This window comes from Megasphaera indica (genome assembly GCF_046614755.1).
GTDB classification, from domain to species: Bacteria; Bacillota; Negativicutes; order Veillonellales; family Megasphaeraceae; genus Megasphaera; species Megasphaera intestinihominis.
In genome coordinates this window covers 180970-198012 of record NZ_JBKKJR010000002.1, presented here as the reverse complement: position 1 = coordinate 198012, position 17043 = coordinate 180970, and the positions used below count along the sequence as shown (strand labels likewise).

Below are 17043 nucleotides of genomic sequence, written 5' to 3'. Positions count from 1 at the left end.
TTACATGCTTGAAGCGTTATTGAAAAAGAAGAATCAAGATGGCCGTTTCCGCTACCTCTACTGGATCGTCATCGCGATTTTCGTCATCCTCATCAGCCGGCTGGTCTACTTGCAGCTCTTTGCCGGTGAATATTATTATACCCTGGCCGAAGGGAACCGCCTGCGGGCCATCCCCATTGCAGCCATGCGCGGTATCATGTACGACCGCAACGGCCAGATCCTCGTCGGCTCGCGGCCGAGCTTCATGGTGACCTACGTGCCGCCTAAGGACGGCATGAGCGACGAAGAACTGCAGAAACTGGCCGGCATCCTCAACATGCCGGAAGATAAGCTGCGGGAAAAGGTCCAGAAGGTCAAGAGCTCTTACGTGCCGACGGTCCTGGCCAATGACTTGACCCAGGATATCGTCACGAAAATCGAAGAACAGCGCAACGACCTGCCTGGCGTCTCCGTCGACGTCCAGCCGATCCGCTATTATCCGTACAAGATGATGGCCGCCCAGGTCTTTGGCTACGTAGGCCAGATCGATGAAGAAGACGCCAAGCGCCTGGAAGGCGTCGAAGGCGTATCCAACATCACCCAAATCGGCCGGGCCGGCCTGGAAGCCTATTACGATGACCTCCTGCGCGGCAAGGATGGCGGCCGTCAGGTCGAAGTTGACGCCGCCGGCAGTCCGGTCAAGGAAATGGAACGCAAGGACCCCGTAGCCGGTCACAATATGCACCTGACCATTGACCTCTACCTGCAGCAGGCTACGGAACGGGCCATGGACCGCCAGATTGCCAATGGCATCGGCACCCACGGCATCGCTGCCGTCGCCATCGACCCCAATACGGGCGCCGTCCTGGCCATGGCCAGCCGTCCGGCTTACGACCCGAACTGGTTTACCCGAGGCATTACGGAAAAAGAATGGTCCCTCATCAACGACAACCCCAATCACCCCATGGAAAACCGCGTCATTGCCGGCGAATATCCGCCGGGCTCTACGTTCAAGCTGATCACCGGTTCGGCAGCCCTGGAACTCAAGAAAGTCACGCCTGATGAAATGATCTTCGACAGTGGCCGCCACTGGCTGGTTGACATGCGCAACGCCGGCGGCGAAGCCCTGGGCTGGATCAATTTCGTCGAAGCCCTGGCTAAGTCCGATAACGTATACTTCTACGAAATGGGCCGCCGCGTCGGCATTGACGAACTGGCGAAATACGCCCGCATGTTCGGCATGGGCAAGAAGACGGGCATCGCCCTGCGCGGCGAAGCACCGGGCCTGGTCGCCAGTGCGGAATATAAGAAGAAGAATTTCCACGATGAATGGTACCTCGGCGATACGTTCAACTCGGCTATCGGCCAGGGGTTCCAGCTGGTTACGCCGCTCCAGGCAGCCATGATCGTCAGCGAAGTCGCTAACGGCGGCATCCAGTACCGGCCGTTCATCGTCAGCCGTATCGACAATCTCGACGGCACGCCGTATAAGATTTTTGCACCGGAACAGGTCGGCACCCTGTCCGTATCCAAATCGACGCTGGACCTGGTCCGCGAAGGGATGCGTAACGTTGCTGAAGAATCCGGTACAGCTGGTTCCCTGTTCGCCGGCTTCCCCATCCAGGTCGCTGGTAAGACAGGGACGGCGGAAAACTTCGGCGGCACGGACCATGGCTGGTTCGTCGCCTATGCGCCGTATGAACATCCGCGCATCGTCATCGCCGTCCTGACGGAACAGGGCGGTTTCGGGTCCCTGTCGTCCGGCCCGATTGTCCGTTCCATGCTGGAAGCCTATTTCCACGTCGGTGAATACGCCGAAGGCGCACCGAAGGATAAAGACAAGGACGGCAAAGAAAAGGACAACAAGGCCAATAAGAATGCGCAGGACGGGAAGGACAGCAGCCATCGCGATGGGGCTGAGTCTGACCGATAAGTCCTGATGACGGCCTTATCTCATCAGAAAGGAAAGTGATTTCATGTCCCAGCTCATCGCCATCGCCTCCGGCAAGGGAGGCGTCGGCAAGACCCTGATTACGGCGGCCTTGTCTGTCCTCCTGCAGCGCCGGGGCCACCGCGTCCTGGCGGCCGACGCCGACATGGGCCTGCGCAATCTCGACCTGCTCTTCGGTCTGGACGGGTCCATCCATTACGATGCCGCCCAGGCTGCGCGGGGGAAATGCCTGCCCGGCCAGGCTTTGCTGCCGGTCGTGCCGGGACTGGATTTCCTGCCGGCCAGCCAGAAGCGGACCTGGGAGCGGATCGACATCCCGTCGTATCAATATGTCCTGGAGTCCCTGTCCGGGTCCTATGACTATACCCTCATCGACTGCCCGCCCGGCCGCGACGGCGCCTATCAGGCGGCGACGGCCCTGGCCGATGAGATCCTGTTCGTCGTCGAACCGTCGCCGTCGTCCCTGCGCGATGCGGCTAAGGTCATGCAGTATGCGGACCGGCAGAAGCGCTTTCACTACGACGTCATCCTCAATAATTTTTACGCTGACGGCGTCATCACGCCAGACGCAGCCAAAGCCCGTTTGCAGACCGGCCACGTCGCCGGTCTCTTACCGCATGATGATGGCATCGACCGGGCTGCCGGGGAAGGACGGATCACCTGTATGGCCGATTCCCTGCCTTTCTGTCAGGCCCTGTCGGCTACGGCAGACTGGCTGGAAACGGGGAAGGCCATCGAGGAAACGGCTCTGACGGCCCTCTTGCCGAAACACCAGGCCCAGGCCGACGTCTTACCGGGCCTGTCGCTGCAGCGCCGCCGTCAGGAATGCCGGAATTGGCGCCACTATCGCCGATAGGAGAGAGAAATGTTTATTAAACGAGAATGGAAAAATTTAGATAAAGTCATGCTCATCGTGAGCTTCCTCATCGTCTGCATCAGCCTGTGCATCATCGGCAGTGCGACGCATATCAATAAAGGGGCCATCAACTACGACTTCGTCGCAAAACAGGGGGCGGCTTTTGTCGTCGACTTGATGATCATCCTCTTTTTCAGCCGCTTCGATTATGCGAAGCTGAAGAAATACGCCAAGCCCCTGTACATCATCAACCTGCTCATGCTGGTCGCCGTCATGTTCGTCGGTACGTCGGCCCTGGGCGCCCAGCGCTGGATCCAGCTCGGCCCGATCACGCTGCAGCCGTCGGAATTTTCCAAGCTCATCATGATCATCTGCACGGCATCGATTCTCAGCGACCGCGTAGGCCAGCTCAACACATGGCGCCAGGTCCTGCCCATCGGCCTCTACGTCGGGATTCCCTTTCTCCTGGTCTTGAAACAGCCTGACTTGGGGACGAGTCTCGTCTTCCTGGCCATTACCTTCGGCATGCTCTTCGTCGGCCGCATCAAGATGTCCCTCTTGCGCAACGTCTTCCTGGCCGGCGTCGTCCTGGCGCCTATAGGCTGGCATTTCCTCAAGGATTACCAGAAGTCCCGTATTACGGTCTTCCTCAATCCCAATGCCGACCCCTTTGGCGCCGGCTATCATATCATCCAGTCGAAGATTGCCATCGGTTCGGGCATGCTCTTTGGCAAAGGCCTCTTCCAGGGGACACAGAGCCAGCTGAACTTCCTGCCGGAAAACCATACGGACTTCATCTTTTCCGTCATCGGCGAAGAACTGGGCTTCCTCGGCTGCGTCTTCCTCTTGTTCCTGTACTTCATCCTCGTCTATCGCGGCCTCATGATTGCCAAGGACTGCAAGGACAGCTTCGGCATGATGCTGGCGACAGGCGTCGTTTCCATGTGGGCTTTCCAGATCCTGGTCAACGTCGGCATGACCTGCGGCATCATGCCGGTCACGGGGATCCCCCTGCCGTTCATGAGCTACGGCGTCAGCGCCTTGACGACCAATATGATGGGCCTGGGCCTCTTACTGAGTATTTACATGCGTCAGCAGACGATGATTTTTTAACCCGCCGTGAAGGAGGAAATTAATTTGTCACATCCCGTGGAGATCGATCCGATTTTACTGAGCAAAGTCAGCAAGCCGGCCCGCTACGTCGGCGGCGAATGGAACAGCGTCGTCAAGGACCACGATGCCGTCAAACTGACCGTTGCCTATTGTTTCCCTGACGTCTACGAAGTCGCCATGAGCCATCTGGGCCTGCGCATCCTCTATGCGCTCCTCAATGAACGGCCCGATGTGGCAGCCGAACGGGTCTACGCGCCCTGGCCGGATATGGAAGAAGTCATGCGCAGCCAGGGCTATCCGCTCTTTTCCCTGGAAACGAAGACGCCTGTGCGCGACTTCGATATGGTAGGCTTTACGCTCCAGTACGAAATGAGCTTTACCAACATCCTCAACATGCTCGATTTGGCCGGCATCCCGCTCTTTGCCAAAGACCGCGGCGACGACATGCCCCTGGTGGCAGCCGGCGGTCCCTGTGCCTACAACGCCGAACCCCTGGCCGATTACATCGACGTCTTTTTCCTGGGCGAATCGGAAGAATCGACGCAGGTCCTGGCCGATACGATCATTGCCTGGAAAGAGCAGGGGAAACCGGGCGGCAAGAAGGGCCTCTTGAAGCAGCTCTCCCAGCAGCCGGGCAACTACGTGCCGTCCTTCTATGAAGCCCAGTATGATGCAAAGGGCGACTTCCAGGGCCTGACCGTCACTGAACCGGGAGCGCCGGCAGAAATCGAGAAATGCGTCGTTTCCGATGTGGAACACGTCTTCTTCCCGACGAAACCGATCGTACCCAACATCGACATCGTCCACAACCGGGCCGTCCTGGAACTCTTCCGCGGCTGCAGCCGCGGCTGCCGTTTCTGTCAGGCCGGCATGCTCTACCGGCCGGTCCGGGAAAAGTCGCCGGAACACCTGGCCGACCTGGCCAAACAGATCATCGCCAATTCGGGCTACAATGAGATTTCCCTCATGAGCCTGAGCTCGGCCGATTATTCCTGCCTGCCCGAACTGGTCGACCAGCTCCTGGACGAATTCAAGGGCCAGAAAGTCAGCGTCAGCCTGCCGTCGCTGCGGGTCGACAGCTTTTCCGTCGATATCGCCAAGAAGGTCCAGCAGGTCCGCAAGAGCGGCCTGACCTTTGCGCCCGAAGCCGGGACCCAGCGCCTGCGCGACGTCATCAACAAGGGCGTTACGGAAGAAGATTTGCTGGCAGCCTGTGAAAATGCCTTTGAAAACGGCTGGTCCACGGTCAAGCTCTATTTCATGATGGGCTTGCCGACAGAAACGGACGAAGACCTGGCCGGCATCGCCGACCTGGCCTACAAGGTCCTCAATCTCTACCGCAAAGTGACCCACAAGAACAACGGCAAGGTCACGGTCTCCGTATCGAGCTTCGTACCCAAGTCGCACACGGCCTTCCAGTGGTTCGGCCAGCTGCCGATTGAAGAAATCGAACGGAAACAGCAGTACATCAAGGGCCTCATCAACGACAAACACATTTCCTACCATTACCATGACGCCAAGACGGGCCGCCTGGAAGCGACCTTCGCCCGCGGCGACCGCCGCATGGGCAAAGTCCTCTACGAAGCCTGGAAACTGGGCTGCAAGTTCGACGGCTGGACGGAAATGTTCGATTACGATATGTGGATGAAAGCCTTCGACCTGGCCGGCATCGACCCCGATTACTATGCCGCCCGGACGCGCAGCCTCGACGAAGCCCTGCCCTGGGACCACCTCAGCAACGGTGCCGCCAAGGCCTATTTGAAGCGCGAATGGCAGAAGGCCTCTCGAGCTGAACTGACTCACGACTGCCGCCGCCTGCCCTGTACGGGCTGCGGTGTCTGCCCGAATCTGGGCGTATCCATCATCGACAGAAAGGAAGGGGACGACCATGGAAAGACTACGTTTAGCTGTTAAGAAAGACGGGGCCCTGCAATTCCTGTCGCACCTGGATTTTGCCCGGGCCGTGCGCTACGTCATCATCCGGGCCAAACTGCCTATCTGTTATTCTGAAGGCTTCAATCCGCATATGAAGCTCAGCTTCGCCTCGGCCCTGGGCGTCGGTGTCTCGGCCGATGTGGAATACCTCGACATGGAACTGGCTGAAAAGCTGCCCGTCGCCGATGTCATGGCGCGCATGAACGCCATGTCGCCCCAGGGCTTTGCCGTCCTCGATGGCAAATACGTCGATGCCAAGGCACCGAAGCTGATGGCCATTGCCAATTACGCCGTCTATACCCTGCGCGGCCCGCTGACGGAAGACCTCAGCCAGGACGGACTCAACCAGATCTTGGCGAAATTCAACGATGCGGCCAGCGTCCTCTATGAAAAGGTGTCCCACAAGGGCAAGCACCGCGTGCGCACCATCGACGTCAAGCAGCACGTCGTCGAAGCCGTCCACGGTCATGTGAAGGACGGCAATGTCTATCTGACCGTCGGCATCTATCAGACCGGCGAAGGGGCCATCAAGCCGTCCCAGGTCTGGGAAATTCTGGGCAGCCAATTCGGCCTGCCCATCCACACGGACATGATGCTGGCCCGGCGGACGGGTATTTTCGTCCGCAAGGAAAACGGTCAGAAATATTCGTTATTTGAGGGATGATCATGAAAGGTACACTCTATTGCGTCGGCGTCGGCCCGGGCGACCCGGAACTGCTGACCCTGAAGGCGCTGAAAATCATCAGGACCTGTCCCGTCCTGGCCGTGCCCCAGAGCCGGACCGGCGTCGTCACGGCCCAGGGCATCCTCTTGAAGGCCCTGGACGGCTGCGGCGTTTCCTTAGAGGATAAAACGGTCATCGCCATGGATTTCCCCATGACCCGCGACGACCAGGTCCTCCAGGGAGCCCATGAGAAAGCGGCGCGCCGCCTGCAGGACGAACTCGACCAGGGCCGCGACGTCTGCCTCATCACCTTGGGCTGCCCGACAGTCTACGCGACCAGCATCTACGTCCACCGCCTCGTCCATGAGGCCGGCTACGACACGGAAATCGTGCCCGGCGTGCCCAGTTTCTGCGCCGTCGCCGCCAAGCTCCAGCAGCCGCTGTGCGAAAAGGATGAAGTCCTCATCGTCATCCCCGGAAACAATGCACACCGCAAAGAACTGCTGGCCCTGGAAGGCAGCAAGGTCATCATGAAGCCCTCGGGACGGCTGGCACCGATCCAGGAGGAACTGCGGGACCTGCAGCTCCTCGACAAGGCGTCGATGATCGAACGCTGCGGCCTGCCGGGAGAGCGGGTCTATGAAAAAGCGGCTGACGCCAAAGAAACGGGTTATTTCGCCGTCTTGTTAGTGAAATAGCCTGTCTGCGATTACCAATTTGCCCGCACAGGAGGAATGAGAAGATGAAAACAATCGTAGGCAATGTCATGCCAGAAGAAACGCGCATGGCTATCCTGGAGGATGGTCGTCTTCGTGATTTCGCTGTCGAACGCAATGACGACATGCACATTGTCAACCATATCTATAAAGGGACGATCCAGAACATCCTGCCGTCCCTGCAGGCTGCCTTTGTCAACATCGGCCGCCGCAGGAACGCCTTCATCTATATGGGCGACATGTTCCCGCGGGCGGCGTCGAAGGAAGAAATCCAGCAGATGCACCTCTCCGTGGGCCAGTCCGTCCTGGTCCAGGTCATCAAGGACGAACAGGGCATGAAGGGGCCGAAAGTCACGGCCAATATCAGCCTGGCCGGCCGCTACGCCGTCCTCATGCCGACTGTCGATTACATCGGCGTGTCCAAGAAAATCCGTGACGAAGAAGAACGCAACCGCCTGCGCCGCATCGTATCGGAAATCAAGCCCGACGGCATGGGCCTCATCATCCGGACCGTCGCCAAGGGCGTTTCCCGGGAAGAGCTCCTCAAGGACCTGCAGTATCTCCTGGGGACGTGGGACAGCATCCTCCAGCGGTATAAGCGGTCCCGCAAGCCGACCCTCTTATACCGCGAAGCCGACCTGGTCATGCGCATGATCCGCGACCATTTCACGGCCGACGTCAAACAAGTCGTCGTCGACAGCCGCGAAGCTTATGAACGCATCTGCCAGGTCTTTCTCGACCCGGCCTGGCGCAGCCGCGTCCGCCTCTACGAAGGGACAGTGCCCATCTTTGAACAGTACGCCATCGAAGAGAGCCTGACCCACCTCATGTCGCGCATCGTGCCCCTGCCGTCAGGAGGCAATCTGGTCATCGACCACACGGAAGCCCTGACGGTCATCGACGTCAACAGCAGCAAGTACACCGGTAACGGTTCGACCCTGCAGGATACGATTTTCCACGTCAACAAGGAAGCGGCCGTGGAAATCGCCCGCCAGCTGCGCCTGCGCGATATTGGCGGCATCATCATCATCGATTTCATCGACATGGCCCAGCCGACGAAACGCGACGAAATCCTCCAGATCCTGACCCGGGAAACGGCGCAGGACTGCACTAAGACCCGCGTCCTGGGCATGACGGCCCTGAACCTGGTGGAAATCACCCGCAAGAAGGCCCGCCAGAGCCTGTACCAGGTCCAGTTCAGCCCGTGTGACGTCTGCGGCGGTTCAGGCTATCTCTATTCGCCGGAAACCGTGGCCATCCAGATTATCCGCCGCCTGCGCCATATGGTCCAGGTCCGCCATATCAAAGGGGATATCCTCATCGAAGCCCATCCCGACGTCCTGGCCCTGCTCAAGGACAAGAAGCGCAAAGCCGAATGGGAACGGGAGCTGAAGCGGACTCTCTATTTTGAAGAATCACACCATCCGAACCGGGAAGTCTTTTCCATTTTGTCCTACGAGCCCTGATGGGCTGGAAAGGGGAAAGCCTATGTTCACTTCTTGTTACAAAGCTGTTTTCACGTGCCTTTTTTGCGTGACAACAGCTTTTTCTGTCTTTGCCGATTCGCCGCGTGCCGCTTATGAACAGGCCCGGCAGGAAGCCCTCTGTGCCTGGATGGCCATGGCTTCTTACGGCGACAGGCCCGGTCTGACAGCCCGTCAGGAGCTGGTGCGCCGGGGCTGGCACATCGACAGCCAGGTCCAGAAGGATGATAAATCGGAAGCCAAGTTCCACCTGGCCCGGAAAGGGGACGATACGCTCCTGGCCGTGACCGGAACAGCCAGCCTGGCCGACATCAAGTCCGATTTGAACCTCCATTCCGTCGCCTACGGCAGCACGGCAGGGAAGACCGCTAGAAAGGACGGCGTCCGCCGCGTCCATGCCGGCTTTGACCACTACACGACGACCCTTCTGGCAGCGCCCTATGGCGGCCAGACCGTAGGCCAGGTGCTGGCTGCCGATGCCCATGCACCGAAACGGCTGACCTTGACCGGTCACAGCCTGGGCGGAGCCGTCGCCGTCCTGGCGGCGGCCCGCCTGGCCGACCAGGGCGCGTCGCAGCTCCAGGTCGTGACCTTCGGCGCTCCGGCTGTCGGCAATGACGCCTTTAATGAGGCTTACGGCCGGCGCATCCGGCTGGACCGCATCGTCATGGAGGGCGATCCCGTAGAAAAGGCCGTACAGGCCGTTTCCCGCACGTATGAACAGTTCCCGGACAAGACGGTCTGGCAGGCAGCGCCGACGACGCGCCGCTTTGCCCATGATATAGCCGGATATGCCGACGCCGCTCTGCGCCGTTATTACGATGCCAAGACGGCCTATGAAACCTATCTGGGCCATGCTGTGCCAGACGATGGCGGCCGGCCTTTCGGCTCACCGGTCTGGGTCCCGCCCTTATCCCTGACTCTCGACGAGGCCCTGCAGGCCGATACGCCCTATCTGGAACGGGCTGCCGACGACCAGCTCGGCTACCGCCTGCATCCTGTCTTTGCCCGCAGGGAACAGTCCCTGGGAGAAGCCCTGCGCCAGGCCCGGCAGCACGGCTGCAGCGAGGTCCTGCTCCGCCAGTTCCAGGCGCGGCGCCTCAAGGGAAAAGAATATGACTTTGCCCTCACGTATGACGAAATATGGTACGATGCCCGGACCGGCCTGGTACGGACGGCCGTGTCCCGCACGACCGATACGGGCAAGATGACACCCATCGAAGCCCTGCTGGCCCTGGCCGGTGCCGACTAGGCGCGTGTACTCCTGTCAGGCTTGTAATATAATAAAAACGCTCTTCCAGTCGGAAAAGGGCTACTACGTCCAGCTCACGGCGGAACTCGTTGCCTCCATGCCGTCGCGCTGGATGCTGACCGTGTCCCTGCACAACCTGACCCTGGACGAATACATCCAGGAGCAGGAGGCGCTGAACGTCCACATTCATGAGCTCTACCGCCTGTACGATGTCATCTACCTCGTCGACTTGGACAAATCAGCCGGGATCCCTTTGTCCTCGCGCCATGCCGTAGTCGGGGAACTCATGGAGAAATGCCTCTTCATGCGCCAGTTCCTTCAGCACTATGCCCGGAGCTATATCCATCCCGATGACTGCCAGCGCTTCCTGGATTTCACCGATTATACGGCGCTCAAAAGAAAATTATCCCAAGGGGACCAGTCGGATTGCTTCCGCTTCCGCCAGAAAGGAGCGGATGCAGGCTATACGTGGAAAGAGGTCACGTACATCGCCGTTCCCCGGAGCGGTCGGAAATTGGCCCTGGCCTGTGTGCGGCCGGTGCTCTGCTGCCCGGCCTGTCAGCTGCATAAAGGAGGGACCCTTTCATGATGCAAACTATACGGTCCCGCTTTTTGACGGTCATCTGCGGCGTCTCCCTGACGCTGACCCTGGTCTTCGGCAGCCTCTGCGTCTTCCTCGTCGACCGCAGCGAGACGGAAATCGCCGCCAAGACCCTCACTGGCCGGGCCATCCACGCCAGTACGACACTGAATCCGATTTTCATGCAGTCCGAAGACATCGTCCACTATATCGGCCATACCATCGAGCATGAAGTCAAAAATCCCCAGGACCTGCGTAATAAAGCCAACCGAGACCGGCTGGGAGCTATGATCAGACGGTCTTTTTATAATGCAACCACCGGTATCGACGGCGTCCAGGGCTATTATCTCCATTACAATGAAGACCTGGCCGACGGGCCGGACGGCTTCTGGTATACCCGCCAGGATGCGCGTCATGATTTTGTGTCCCAGCCCATTACCCCCGTCGAGGCGTACGGGGAAGCCGACGCGGGCCGGACGAACCGGTATTATCAGCCCTTGCGTGAGAAGAGGGCCTTGTGGACGACACCTTACGTCAATGACAATAATGGTGTCCGCATGATCAGCTACGTCATGCCTGTCTTCGTCCAAGGCCAGTTCGTCGCCGTCGTCGGCGTCGATATCGACTTCAACATGCTCTGCGACCTCATCGGCAGCATGAAGTCTATGACAGCGGATACGGCTTCCTCTTCAAGGACTGGCAGACCTTCTATTTCCATCCCGATGGCAGGGAGGTGGCCTACGATTTCAAGCCGCGCTTCGATATCGTCAGCCATGGGAACCTGCTGGACCAGTCGGCGACGGATGTCCGCCTGATTCATTACTACTATCAGGGCGTCCCCATGGCCATGGGCTTTACGACCTTGAAGAATGGCATGAAACTGGGCGTGACGGCACCGGAACGGGAAATCTATGCCGGCCGCCAGCTCATGACCTTCCTGGTTTTGGCCATAATTGTCCTCGTCGGTCTGTTGTCGACGCTCCTGGCTATCCGGGCGGCGAACCGTATCGTCCGGCCCCTGCATGACATCAGTGAAGCCGCCCGCCGCCTGGGCCGCGGCGAATATGACCAGCCTCTGGACAGTACGGCTCAAGATGAAATCGGGCGGCTTGCCGGCCATATGAACGATACGATGGAACGGATGCGCAAATACGTCGGCGCCATGCAGAAACAAGCCTATCAGGATGAACTGACGGCCGTCAAGAACGTCGCCGCCTACGACAGGAAGGTCTACGACCTCAACCAGAAAATCGCCGCCGGCCAGGCTGCCTTTGTCGTGGTCATGGTCGACTTGAACCAGCTCAAGGACGTCAACGACCGGTTTTGGCCACGAAAAGGGGAACATCGCTTTGCAGCGCCTGTGCCAGGCCGTCTGCCGCATCTACAAGCACAGCCCGGTCTACCGCATCGGCGGCGACGAATTCGTCGTCATCCTCGAAGGCGAGGACTATGCTCATCGGGACGCCTTATTCGAGAAAGTCCGTGCCTTTGAACACATCCGCGACCTGAGCGCCGCCCAGCCGTGGACGCAGCTCGCCGCTTCCGTAGGCATGGCCGTCTACGACAAGACACGCGACACGGCCTACCGGGCCGTCTTCAACCGGGCCGACACCAAGATGTACGAACAGAAGCAGCACCTGGCGCCGCGGGCCTGAGGGTGAGTGTTGGCTGGCTCGGGGCAAAGGGGAGAGGGCTGCCAGATCATCGCCTTGGCGGCGAAAAGGAAAGATGTACAAAAAGGACAAAATGTGATACTATTTGTAGGGGCTGGAACATGGTGGTTTGTGCCGTCATGTGGAGCCCTTTGTCTTCAAAAGTTTGTAGTATAGAGTTTGTAGAGGATGGGTTTTAATTAAAGTATAAAAAGAGGCTGTCTTCGTGTGGCAGCCTCCTTTCTATTTCGACTTACAAGGAGGTCTTTCCTTTGCGTATCGTTGTCGTAGGCGCCGGCAAGCTGGGGTACAGTATTGCCGAGCTCTTATCGAATGAACAATTCGACGTCGTCGTCGTCGATCATAATGAAGAACGGCTGGAAGTCGTCAAGAATAATCTCGATGTATTGACCGTCCTGGCCAACGGGGCCAGCCCGATTACCATGAACGATCCCGATATCCGCGGTGCCGATATCCTCGTCGCCTGTACGGCTGTCGATGAAGTCAATATGGTCGCCTGTATCATGGCCAAGAAACACGGCATCAAGTACACGGCGGCCCGCATCCGGGACATGCAGTTCCTGTCGGAAGCCAAGGATTATCTGAAGCAGAATTTCGACATCGACCTCATGCTCAATCCGGAAATGATCACGGCCCGTGAAATCAACCGCATCCTCATGACGCCGGCCGCCCTCAACGTCGAAGACTTCGCCAACGGCAAGGTCCGGCTCTTTGAAACCAAGGTCCGCCGTCATTCGCCGCTCATCAACATCCCCTTTAAGGATATGAACATGCCGCCGTCCATCCTGGCCGGCATGATTTTCCGCGATCACCGCATGATCATCCCTCATGGCGATGATTGCCTGTTCCCGCACGACAATGCGTATTTCATCGGCGACCCCAAGGCCATCGAGAAATTCAGTGAGAACTTCGTCCCTAGCGACACGAAGATGGTCGAACGGGTCATCATCATCGGCGCCGGCCGGTCCGGCCGCTTTTTGGCCCCCATGCTCGACAAGGAAGGCATCAAGGTCAAGATTTTCGATAAAGACCGCGAACGCTGCCGCCAGGTGGCAGAACTCCTGGACAACGGCCTGGCCATCTGCGGCGACGGCACGGACATCGACCTCCTGGAACAGGAAGGCATTGCCGATGCCGACGTCGTCATCTGCCTGACCGATGACGACCGCCTGAACCTCATGCTGGCCCTCATCGCCAAGCACTTGGGCGCCAAGAAGACCATCGTCCGCGTGTCGCGCATCGAATACGGCGACCTCATGGAAAAGGTCGGCGTCGATATCGTCTTGTCGACGCGCCTCTTGTCGGCCAGCGAAGTCCTGGCCTTTGCCCGCCGCGGCGGCGTCGTCTCCGTGTCCCTCCTGGAAGGGGCCAAGGCCGAAGCCGTGGAAGTCATCGTCCAGGACGGGGCTCCCGTAGCCGGCAAGCGCCTCATGGATGTCCGCCTGCCCAAAGAATGTCTGGTCTGCGCCTATGTCCGCGACGGCGAAGCCTATATCCCGAACGGCCAGTCCGTCCTCATGGCCGGCGACCGGATCATCCTCTTTATCCAGACGGAATATTCTAAGAAGGTCATGAAGTACTTCAAAGGCAGGGAATAGACCATGAACCGCAGTATCGTCTTTTATCTCGTCAGCCGCCTGGCCCTGATCAACGGTCTGGCGCTGCTCATCCCTCTGCTGGCCGCCCTGTGGTGGGGGGAAGCGGGCCTGGTCTATTTTGCCCCGGCCCTGGCCGCTGCCTTGCTTGCAGCGGCGTTCTGCCGTTACCGCGGCCGCCATCACAAACGCCACCTGGGACCGGGGGAGGGGGCCTGGTACATGGTATCGGCCTGGTTCCTCCTGGGCCTTTTGGGTATGATTCCCTACGTCATGGCCGGTACTTTCGCATCGCCTGTCGACGCCTTCTTTGAAAGCGTCTCGGCTTTTACGACGACTGGGACGTCGTGCCTGGCTGACGGCGGAGCCGGCCTGCCGCAGTCGCTCTTGTTGTGGCACAGCCTCATGGAATGGCTCGGCGGCCTCAATTTCATTCTCCTCCTGGTGTCGGTCATGCCCCAGGTCAACGGCTGTTTCGGTCTGACCTTGTCCGTCCATCAGAGCGTATCCTTCAGCCCCATGGTGGCCCGCATGCAGGAAGCGGCCCGCCAGGCCGGTCTCATCTACCTGGCCATTACGGTCTTTTCCATGGTCCTCTACGTCCTGGCCGGCCTGCCTTTGGGCATGGCCGTCAATCAGGGCCTCATGACCATGTCCACCAGCGGCGGCGATTCGCTCTTCGATTTTTCTCAATATGACAGCCTGGCCCTGGAAGCGGCCGGAGCTGTATCCATGCTCCTGGCCAGCGGCAATTTCCTCCTCTACTGGAAGAGCTGGGAACGGCGCGACTTCAAGAGCCTTTTCTGCGATGCCGAATGGCGGACCTTTTTGACCGTCGTCGTCGTCACGGGCTGCCTCGTATCCTTCCATTTGTGGCGTTTCGGCGTCTACGACGGCTGGGATAACCTGCGCTACGGCTTTTTCCAGGTCCTGTCCTTCATCAGCACCAGCGGTTTTTCGTCAGCCGCCTACAGCACCTGGCCGGAATTCGACAAGTACGTTCTCTTTTCCCTGGCCTTTGTCGGCGGCTGTATCGGCTCGGCTACAGGCGGCCTCAAGGTCATGCGCTTCATGGTTCTCTTCAAGATGGCTGCCCAGGAAATGCGCCGGACCCTGCATCCGCACATGGTCATTTCCCTGAAAATCGACGGCGTCCCTGTCGATATGAAGATCATCAGCCGTGTTCTCAGTTATTTCTTCCTCTTCATGGCGACGTTCTTCGTCTCCATGCTAATCATTTCCCTGTCCGGCGTCACGCCCGTGCAGGCCATGGGGATGGCCGTAGGCTGCCTGTCCAGTGTCGGGTCGACGATGGACCTCTTCGGCGTAGCCGACGTTTCCGTCCTGCCGGCATGGACTAAGCTGTATTGCAGTTTCCTCATGATTTTAGGACGCGTCGAAATCTTTTCCTTCCTCGTCGTCATCCAGACCGCATTCGGTTATCTGCGGCGGCGCTGGTAGGAGGTACACCATGAATATACGAATTGTTTTATTTGTCTTGGGGAAATTGGCTCAGGCCTGCGGGCTGGCCTTGATGATTCCCTTTGTCGTCGCCCTTTTCTATGGGGAAACCAGTATCGTTGCGTTCCTCGTGGCCATCGTCATCAGCCTCCTCATAGGGCGCCTGCTCATGTGGCAGGGCCATCGGCCGACGGACAGCCTGACTGTTCGCGAAGGCGTGGCCATTACGGCTCTGGGCTGGATCATGGTCACTTTTCTGGGCATGATTCCCTATGCTGCCGGCGGCTATTTGTCTGTCCTGGACGGTGTCTTTGAATGTATTTCCGGCCTGTCTGGCACGGGGGCGACGGTCATCGACGACATCGAAGCCATGCCGGCCAGCCTGGTCCTCTGGCGGGCCCTGACCCACTGGTTCGGCGGCCTGGGTATCATCGTCATCTTCATCGCCGTCTTTCCTCAGTTCGGCAAGGGCATCGTCCACATGTTCAATGCCGAAAGCACGGGCCCCCGGTCGGACCGGGCCCTGCCGCGCATCAAGGAGATGGCCAAGGCCCTGTTCACGGTGTACGTCGTCTTTACCGTTGCCTCGACGGTCGTCTTCATGCTCTGCGGCATGTCCTTCCTCATCGCAGCCGACCACGCCTTTGCCACTATCGCTACGGGCGGTTTCTCGCCGTACAATAACAGCGTCGCCCATTTCGACAGCCCTGTCGTTGAATGCTGCCTGTCCTTTTTCATGCTCATCAGCAGCGCCAACTTCGGCATGTACGTCGCGGCCTGGAAGAAGGGCTGCAAAGTCATCCTCGGCGATACGGAGTTCCGCGTCTATTTGTCCATCGTCGCCATCTCGACGGCGGCCATGGCCCTCAACCTGGTCCTGGCCCAGCAGTGGGACGGCATCGAAGCCCTGCGCCAGGCCTTTTTCCAGTCCGTGTCCATTTCGTCGTCGACGGGCTTCGTCTCCAACGACTTTGAACAGTGGCCGGTCTTTTCCAAATTCATCCTCCTGGTCCTGATGTTCATCGGCGGCTGTGCCGGCTCGACGACAGGCGGCCTGAAAGTGACGCGCGTCATGCTGCTGGTCAAGACCATTGCCGCCATCATCCGCCAGAAGATACATCCCAACATGGTCCTGCACATCCGTTCTAATGGCGAAGAATTCTCGATGGACCTCATTTACGGCGTAGCCAAATTCTTCTTCATCTACACCATGCTCGGCGTCCTCTGGACGTTCATCATGGTCTTTGACGGCGTGGCCATCTTCGATGCCATCGGCCTCAGCGTCTCGACCATGGGCAGCTGCGGGCCAGGATTCGGCCAGTTCGGTGCGACGGCTACTTGTTCGGCCCTGCCGCCGCTCAGCAAAGTCGCCCTCTGCCTGTCCATGCTCATGGGCCGCCTGGAAGCCCTGCCGGTCCTGGCTATCCTCATGCCGTCCTTCTGGCGCCACCGCAACAGCTGGTAATTGGGGGAAATCCCTTGCATGACGCCATCCCTTTGCCGTATAATAAAGACAATATTAACGTTACTCTATCTTTTATCAAAGGGGGATTACCTATGAGTTTTTGGGAACAAATGGCTAAGACCATCGATGCCAGTGAAGAAAAACAGAAGAAGGAAGATCTCTACCAGAAGACCTTCCACGAATTAGCCGAAAAATTGAGCGAAATCCGCAACAAAGAAACGGCGGACAAGACGGAAGATTAAAGGATTCTTAAGTTTTTCGCCGTTTTCCGATTTTTCATTAAAAGACGATTAAATTTTGTCAGGACGTCTCCTTTCCA

The 17043-nt window shown here is 58.7% G+C and carries 16 protein-coding genes; all 16 read left to right on the top strand.

All coding sequences use genetic code 11. The features are described from left to right. Positions 1 to 4 precede the first annotated feature (4 nt). The 16 genes from mrdA to ACFCTO_RS02410 all read left to right on the top strand — a co-directional run bounded on the left by mrdA (position 5) and on the right by ACFCTO_RS02410 (position 16966). Positions 5 to 1912, top strand: a complete 1908-nt coding sequence (gene mrdA, locus ACFCTO_RS02485; protein ID WP_292261193.1) for a penicillin-binding protein 2 — start codon at positions 5 to 7, stop codon at positions 1910 to 1912. 43 nt (positions 1913 to 1955) lie between these two features. Next, the gene (locus ACFCTO_RS02480) at positions 1956 to 2786 is read left to right on the top strand and encodes an AAA family ATPase (RefSeq protein ID WP_298677022.1); all 831 of its coding nucleotides are present in this window, start codon (positions 1956 to 1958) and stop codon (positions 2784 to 2786) included. A gap of 9 nt (positions 2787 to 2795) precedes the next feature. Beyond that, positions 2796 to 3899, top strand: a complete 1104-nt coding sequence (gene rodA, locus ACFCTO_RS02475; RefSeq protein WP_294024697.1) for a rod shape-determining protein RodA — start codon at positions 2796 to 2798, stop codon at positions 3897 to 3899. 24 nt (positions 3900 to 3923) lie between these two features. Next, positions 3924 to 5813 (top strand): TIGR03960 family B12-binding radical SAM protein, encoded by a 1890-nt coding sequence (locus ACFCTO_RS02470; RefSeq protein WP_239639554.1) that lies wholly within the window; start codon positions 3924 to 3926, stop codon positions 5811 to 5813. After that, positions 5788 to 6498: a TIGR03936 family radical SAM-associated protein gene (locus tag ACFCTO_RS02465; RefSeq protein WP_292261202.1), complete on the top strand. Its 711-nt coding sequence runs from the start codon at positions 5788 to 5790 to the stop codon at positions 6496 to 6498. The genes ACFCTO_RS02470 and ACFCTO_RS02465 overlap by 26 nt, the downstream gene beginning before the upstream one ends. 2 nt (positions 6499 to 6500) lie before the next feature. Beyond that, positions 6501 to 7196 (top strand): precorrin-2 C(20)-methyltransferase, encoded by a 696-nt coding sequence (gene cobI / locus ACFCTO_RS02460; protein ID WP_499876341.1) that lies wholly within the window; start codon positions 6501 to 6503, stop codon positions 7194 to 7196. A 44-nt stretch (positions 7197 to 7240) separates the two neighbouring features. Then, positions 7241 to 8680, top strand: a complete 1440-nt coding sequence (locus ACFCTO_RS02455) for an Rne/Rng family ribonuclease (protein ID WP_499876340.1) — start codon at positions 7241 to 7243, stop codon at positions 8678 to 8680. Positions 8681 to 8747: 67 nt separating this feature from the next. Further along, a complete protein-coding gene (locus ACFCTO_RS02450) occupies positions 8748 to 9950 on the top strand; it encodes a lipase family protein (protein WP_499876339.1) in 1203 nt (400 codons plus the stop codon). A 4-nt stretch (positions 9951 to 9954) separates the two neighbouring features. Further along, complete coding sequence (locus ACFCTO_RS02445) at positions 9955 to 10539, top strand: hypothetical protein (RefSeq protein ID WP_499876338.1); 585 nt, start codon at positions 9955 to 9957, stop codon at positions 10537 to 10539. Then, a complete protein-coding gene (locus ACFCTO_RS02440) occupies positions 10536 to 11345 on the top strand; it encodes a cache domain-containing protein (RefSeq protein WP_499876337.1) in 810 nt (269 codons plus the stop codon). Before ACFCTO_RS02445 ends, ACFCTO_RS02440 begins: the two co-directional genes overlap by 4 nt. Further along, positions 11264 to 12022, top strand: coding sequence for a HAMP domain-containing protein (locus ACFCTO_RS02435; protein ID WP_499876336.1), 759 nt, complete (start codon positions 11264 to 11266; stop codon positions 12020 to 12022). The genes ACFCTO_RS02440 and ACFCTO_RS02435 overlap by 82 nt, the downstream gene beginning before the upstream one ends. Then, complete coding sequence (locus ACFCTO_RS02430) at positions 11910 to 12185, top strand: diguanylate cyclase (protein WP_499876346.1); 276 nt, start codon at positions 11910 to 11912, stop codon at positions 12183 to 12185. Before ACFCTO_RS02435 ends, ACFCTO_RS02430 begins: the two co-directional genes overlap by 113 nt. Before the next feature lie 269 nt (positions 12186 to 12454). Then, positions 12455 to 13801 (top strand): Trk system potassium transporter TrkA, encoded by a 1347-nt coding sequence (trkA, locus tag ACFCTO_RS02425; RefSeq protein ID WP_020309876.1) that lies wholly within the window; start codon positions 12455 to 12457, stop codon positions 13799 to 13801. A 3-nt stretch (positions 13802 to 13804) separates the two neighbouring features. Continuing rightward, positions 13805 to 15259, top strand: coding sequence for a TrkH family potassium uptake protein (locus tag ACFCTO_RS02420; protein ID WP_499876335.1), 1455 nt, complete (start codon positions 13805 to 13807; stop codon positions 15257 to 15259). A gap of 10 nt (positions 15260 to 15269) precedes the next feature. Further along, entirely contained in the window at positions 15270 to 16724 is a 1455-nt protein-coding gene (locus ACFCTO_RS02415; RefSeq protein ID WP_499876334.1) for a TrkH family potassium uptake protein, read from the top strand. Positions 16725 to 16816: 92 nt separating this feature from the next. After that, the gene (locus tag ACFCTO_RS02410) at positions 16817 to 16966 is read left to right on the top strand and encodes a hypothetical protein (protein WP_020309873.1); all 150 of its coding nucleotides are present in this window, start codon (positions 16817 to 16819) and stop codon (positions 16964 to 16966) included. The last annotated feature ends 77 nt before the right edge of the window (positions 16967 to 17043 follow it).

Excerpts from the sequence above, each read along its gene's own strand:
- cobI (WP_499876341.1), top strand. The coding sequence starts at position 6,501 with ATGAAAGGTACACTCTATTGCGTCGGCGTCGGCCCGGGCGACCCGGAA.
- rodA (WP_294024697.1), top strand. The coding sequence starts at position 2,796 with ATGTTTATTAAACGAGAATGGAAAAATTTAGATAAAGTCATGCTCATC.
- ACFCTO_RS02455 (WP_499876340.1), top strand. The coding sequence starts at position 7,241 with ATGAAAACAATCGTAGGCAATGTCATGCCAGAAGAAACGCGCATGGCT.
- ACFCTO_RS02410 (WP_020309873.1), top strand. The coding sequence starts at position 16,817 with ATGAGTTTTTGGGAACAAATGGCTAAGACCATCGATGCCAGTGAAGAA.
- ACFCTO_RS02420 (WP_499876335.1), top strand. The coding sequence starts at position 13,805 with ATGAACCGCAGTATCGTCTTTTATCTCGTCAGCCGCCTGGCCCTGATC.
- ACFCTO_RS02440 (WP_499876337.1), top strand. The coding sequence starts at position 10,536 with ATGATGCAAACTATACGGTCCCGCTTTTTGACGGTCATCTGCGGCGTC.
- ACFCTO_RS02480 (WP_298677022.1), top strand. The coding sequence starts at position 1,956 with ATGTCCCAGCTCATCGCCATCGCCTCCGGCAAGGGAGGCGTCGGCAAG.
- mrdA (WP_292261193.1), top strand. The coding sequence starts at position 5 with ATGCTTGAAGCGTTATTGAAAAAGAAGAATCAAGATGGCCGTTTCCGC.
- ACFCTO_RS02465 (WP_292261202.1), top strand. The coding sequence starts at position 5,788 with ATGGAAAGACTACGTTTAGCTGTTAAGAAAGACGGGGCCCTGCAATTC.
- ACFCTO_RS02415 (WP_499876334.1), top strand. The coding sequence starts at position 15,270 with ATGAATATACGAATTGTTTTATTTGTCTTGGGGAAATTGGCTCAGGCC.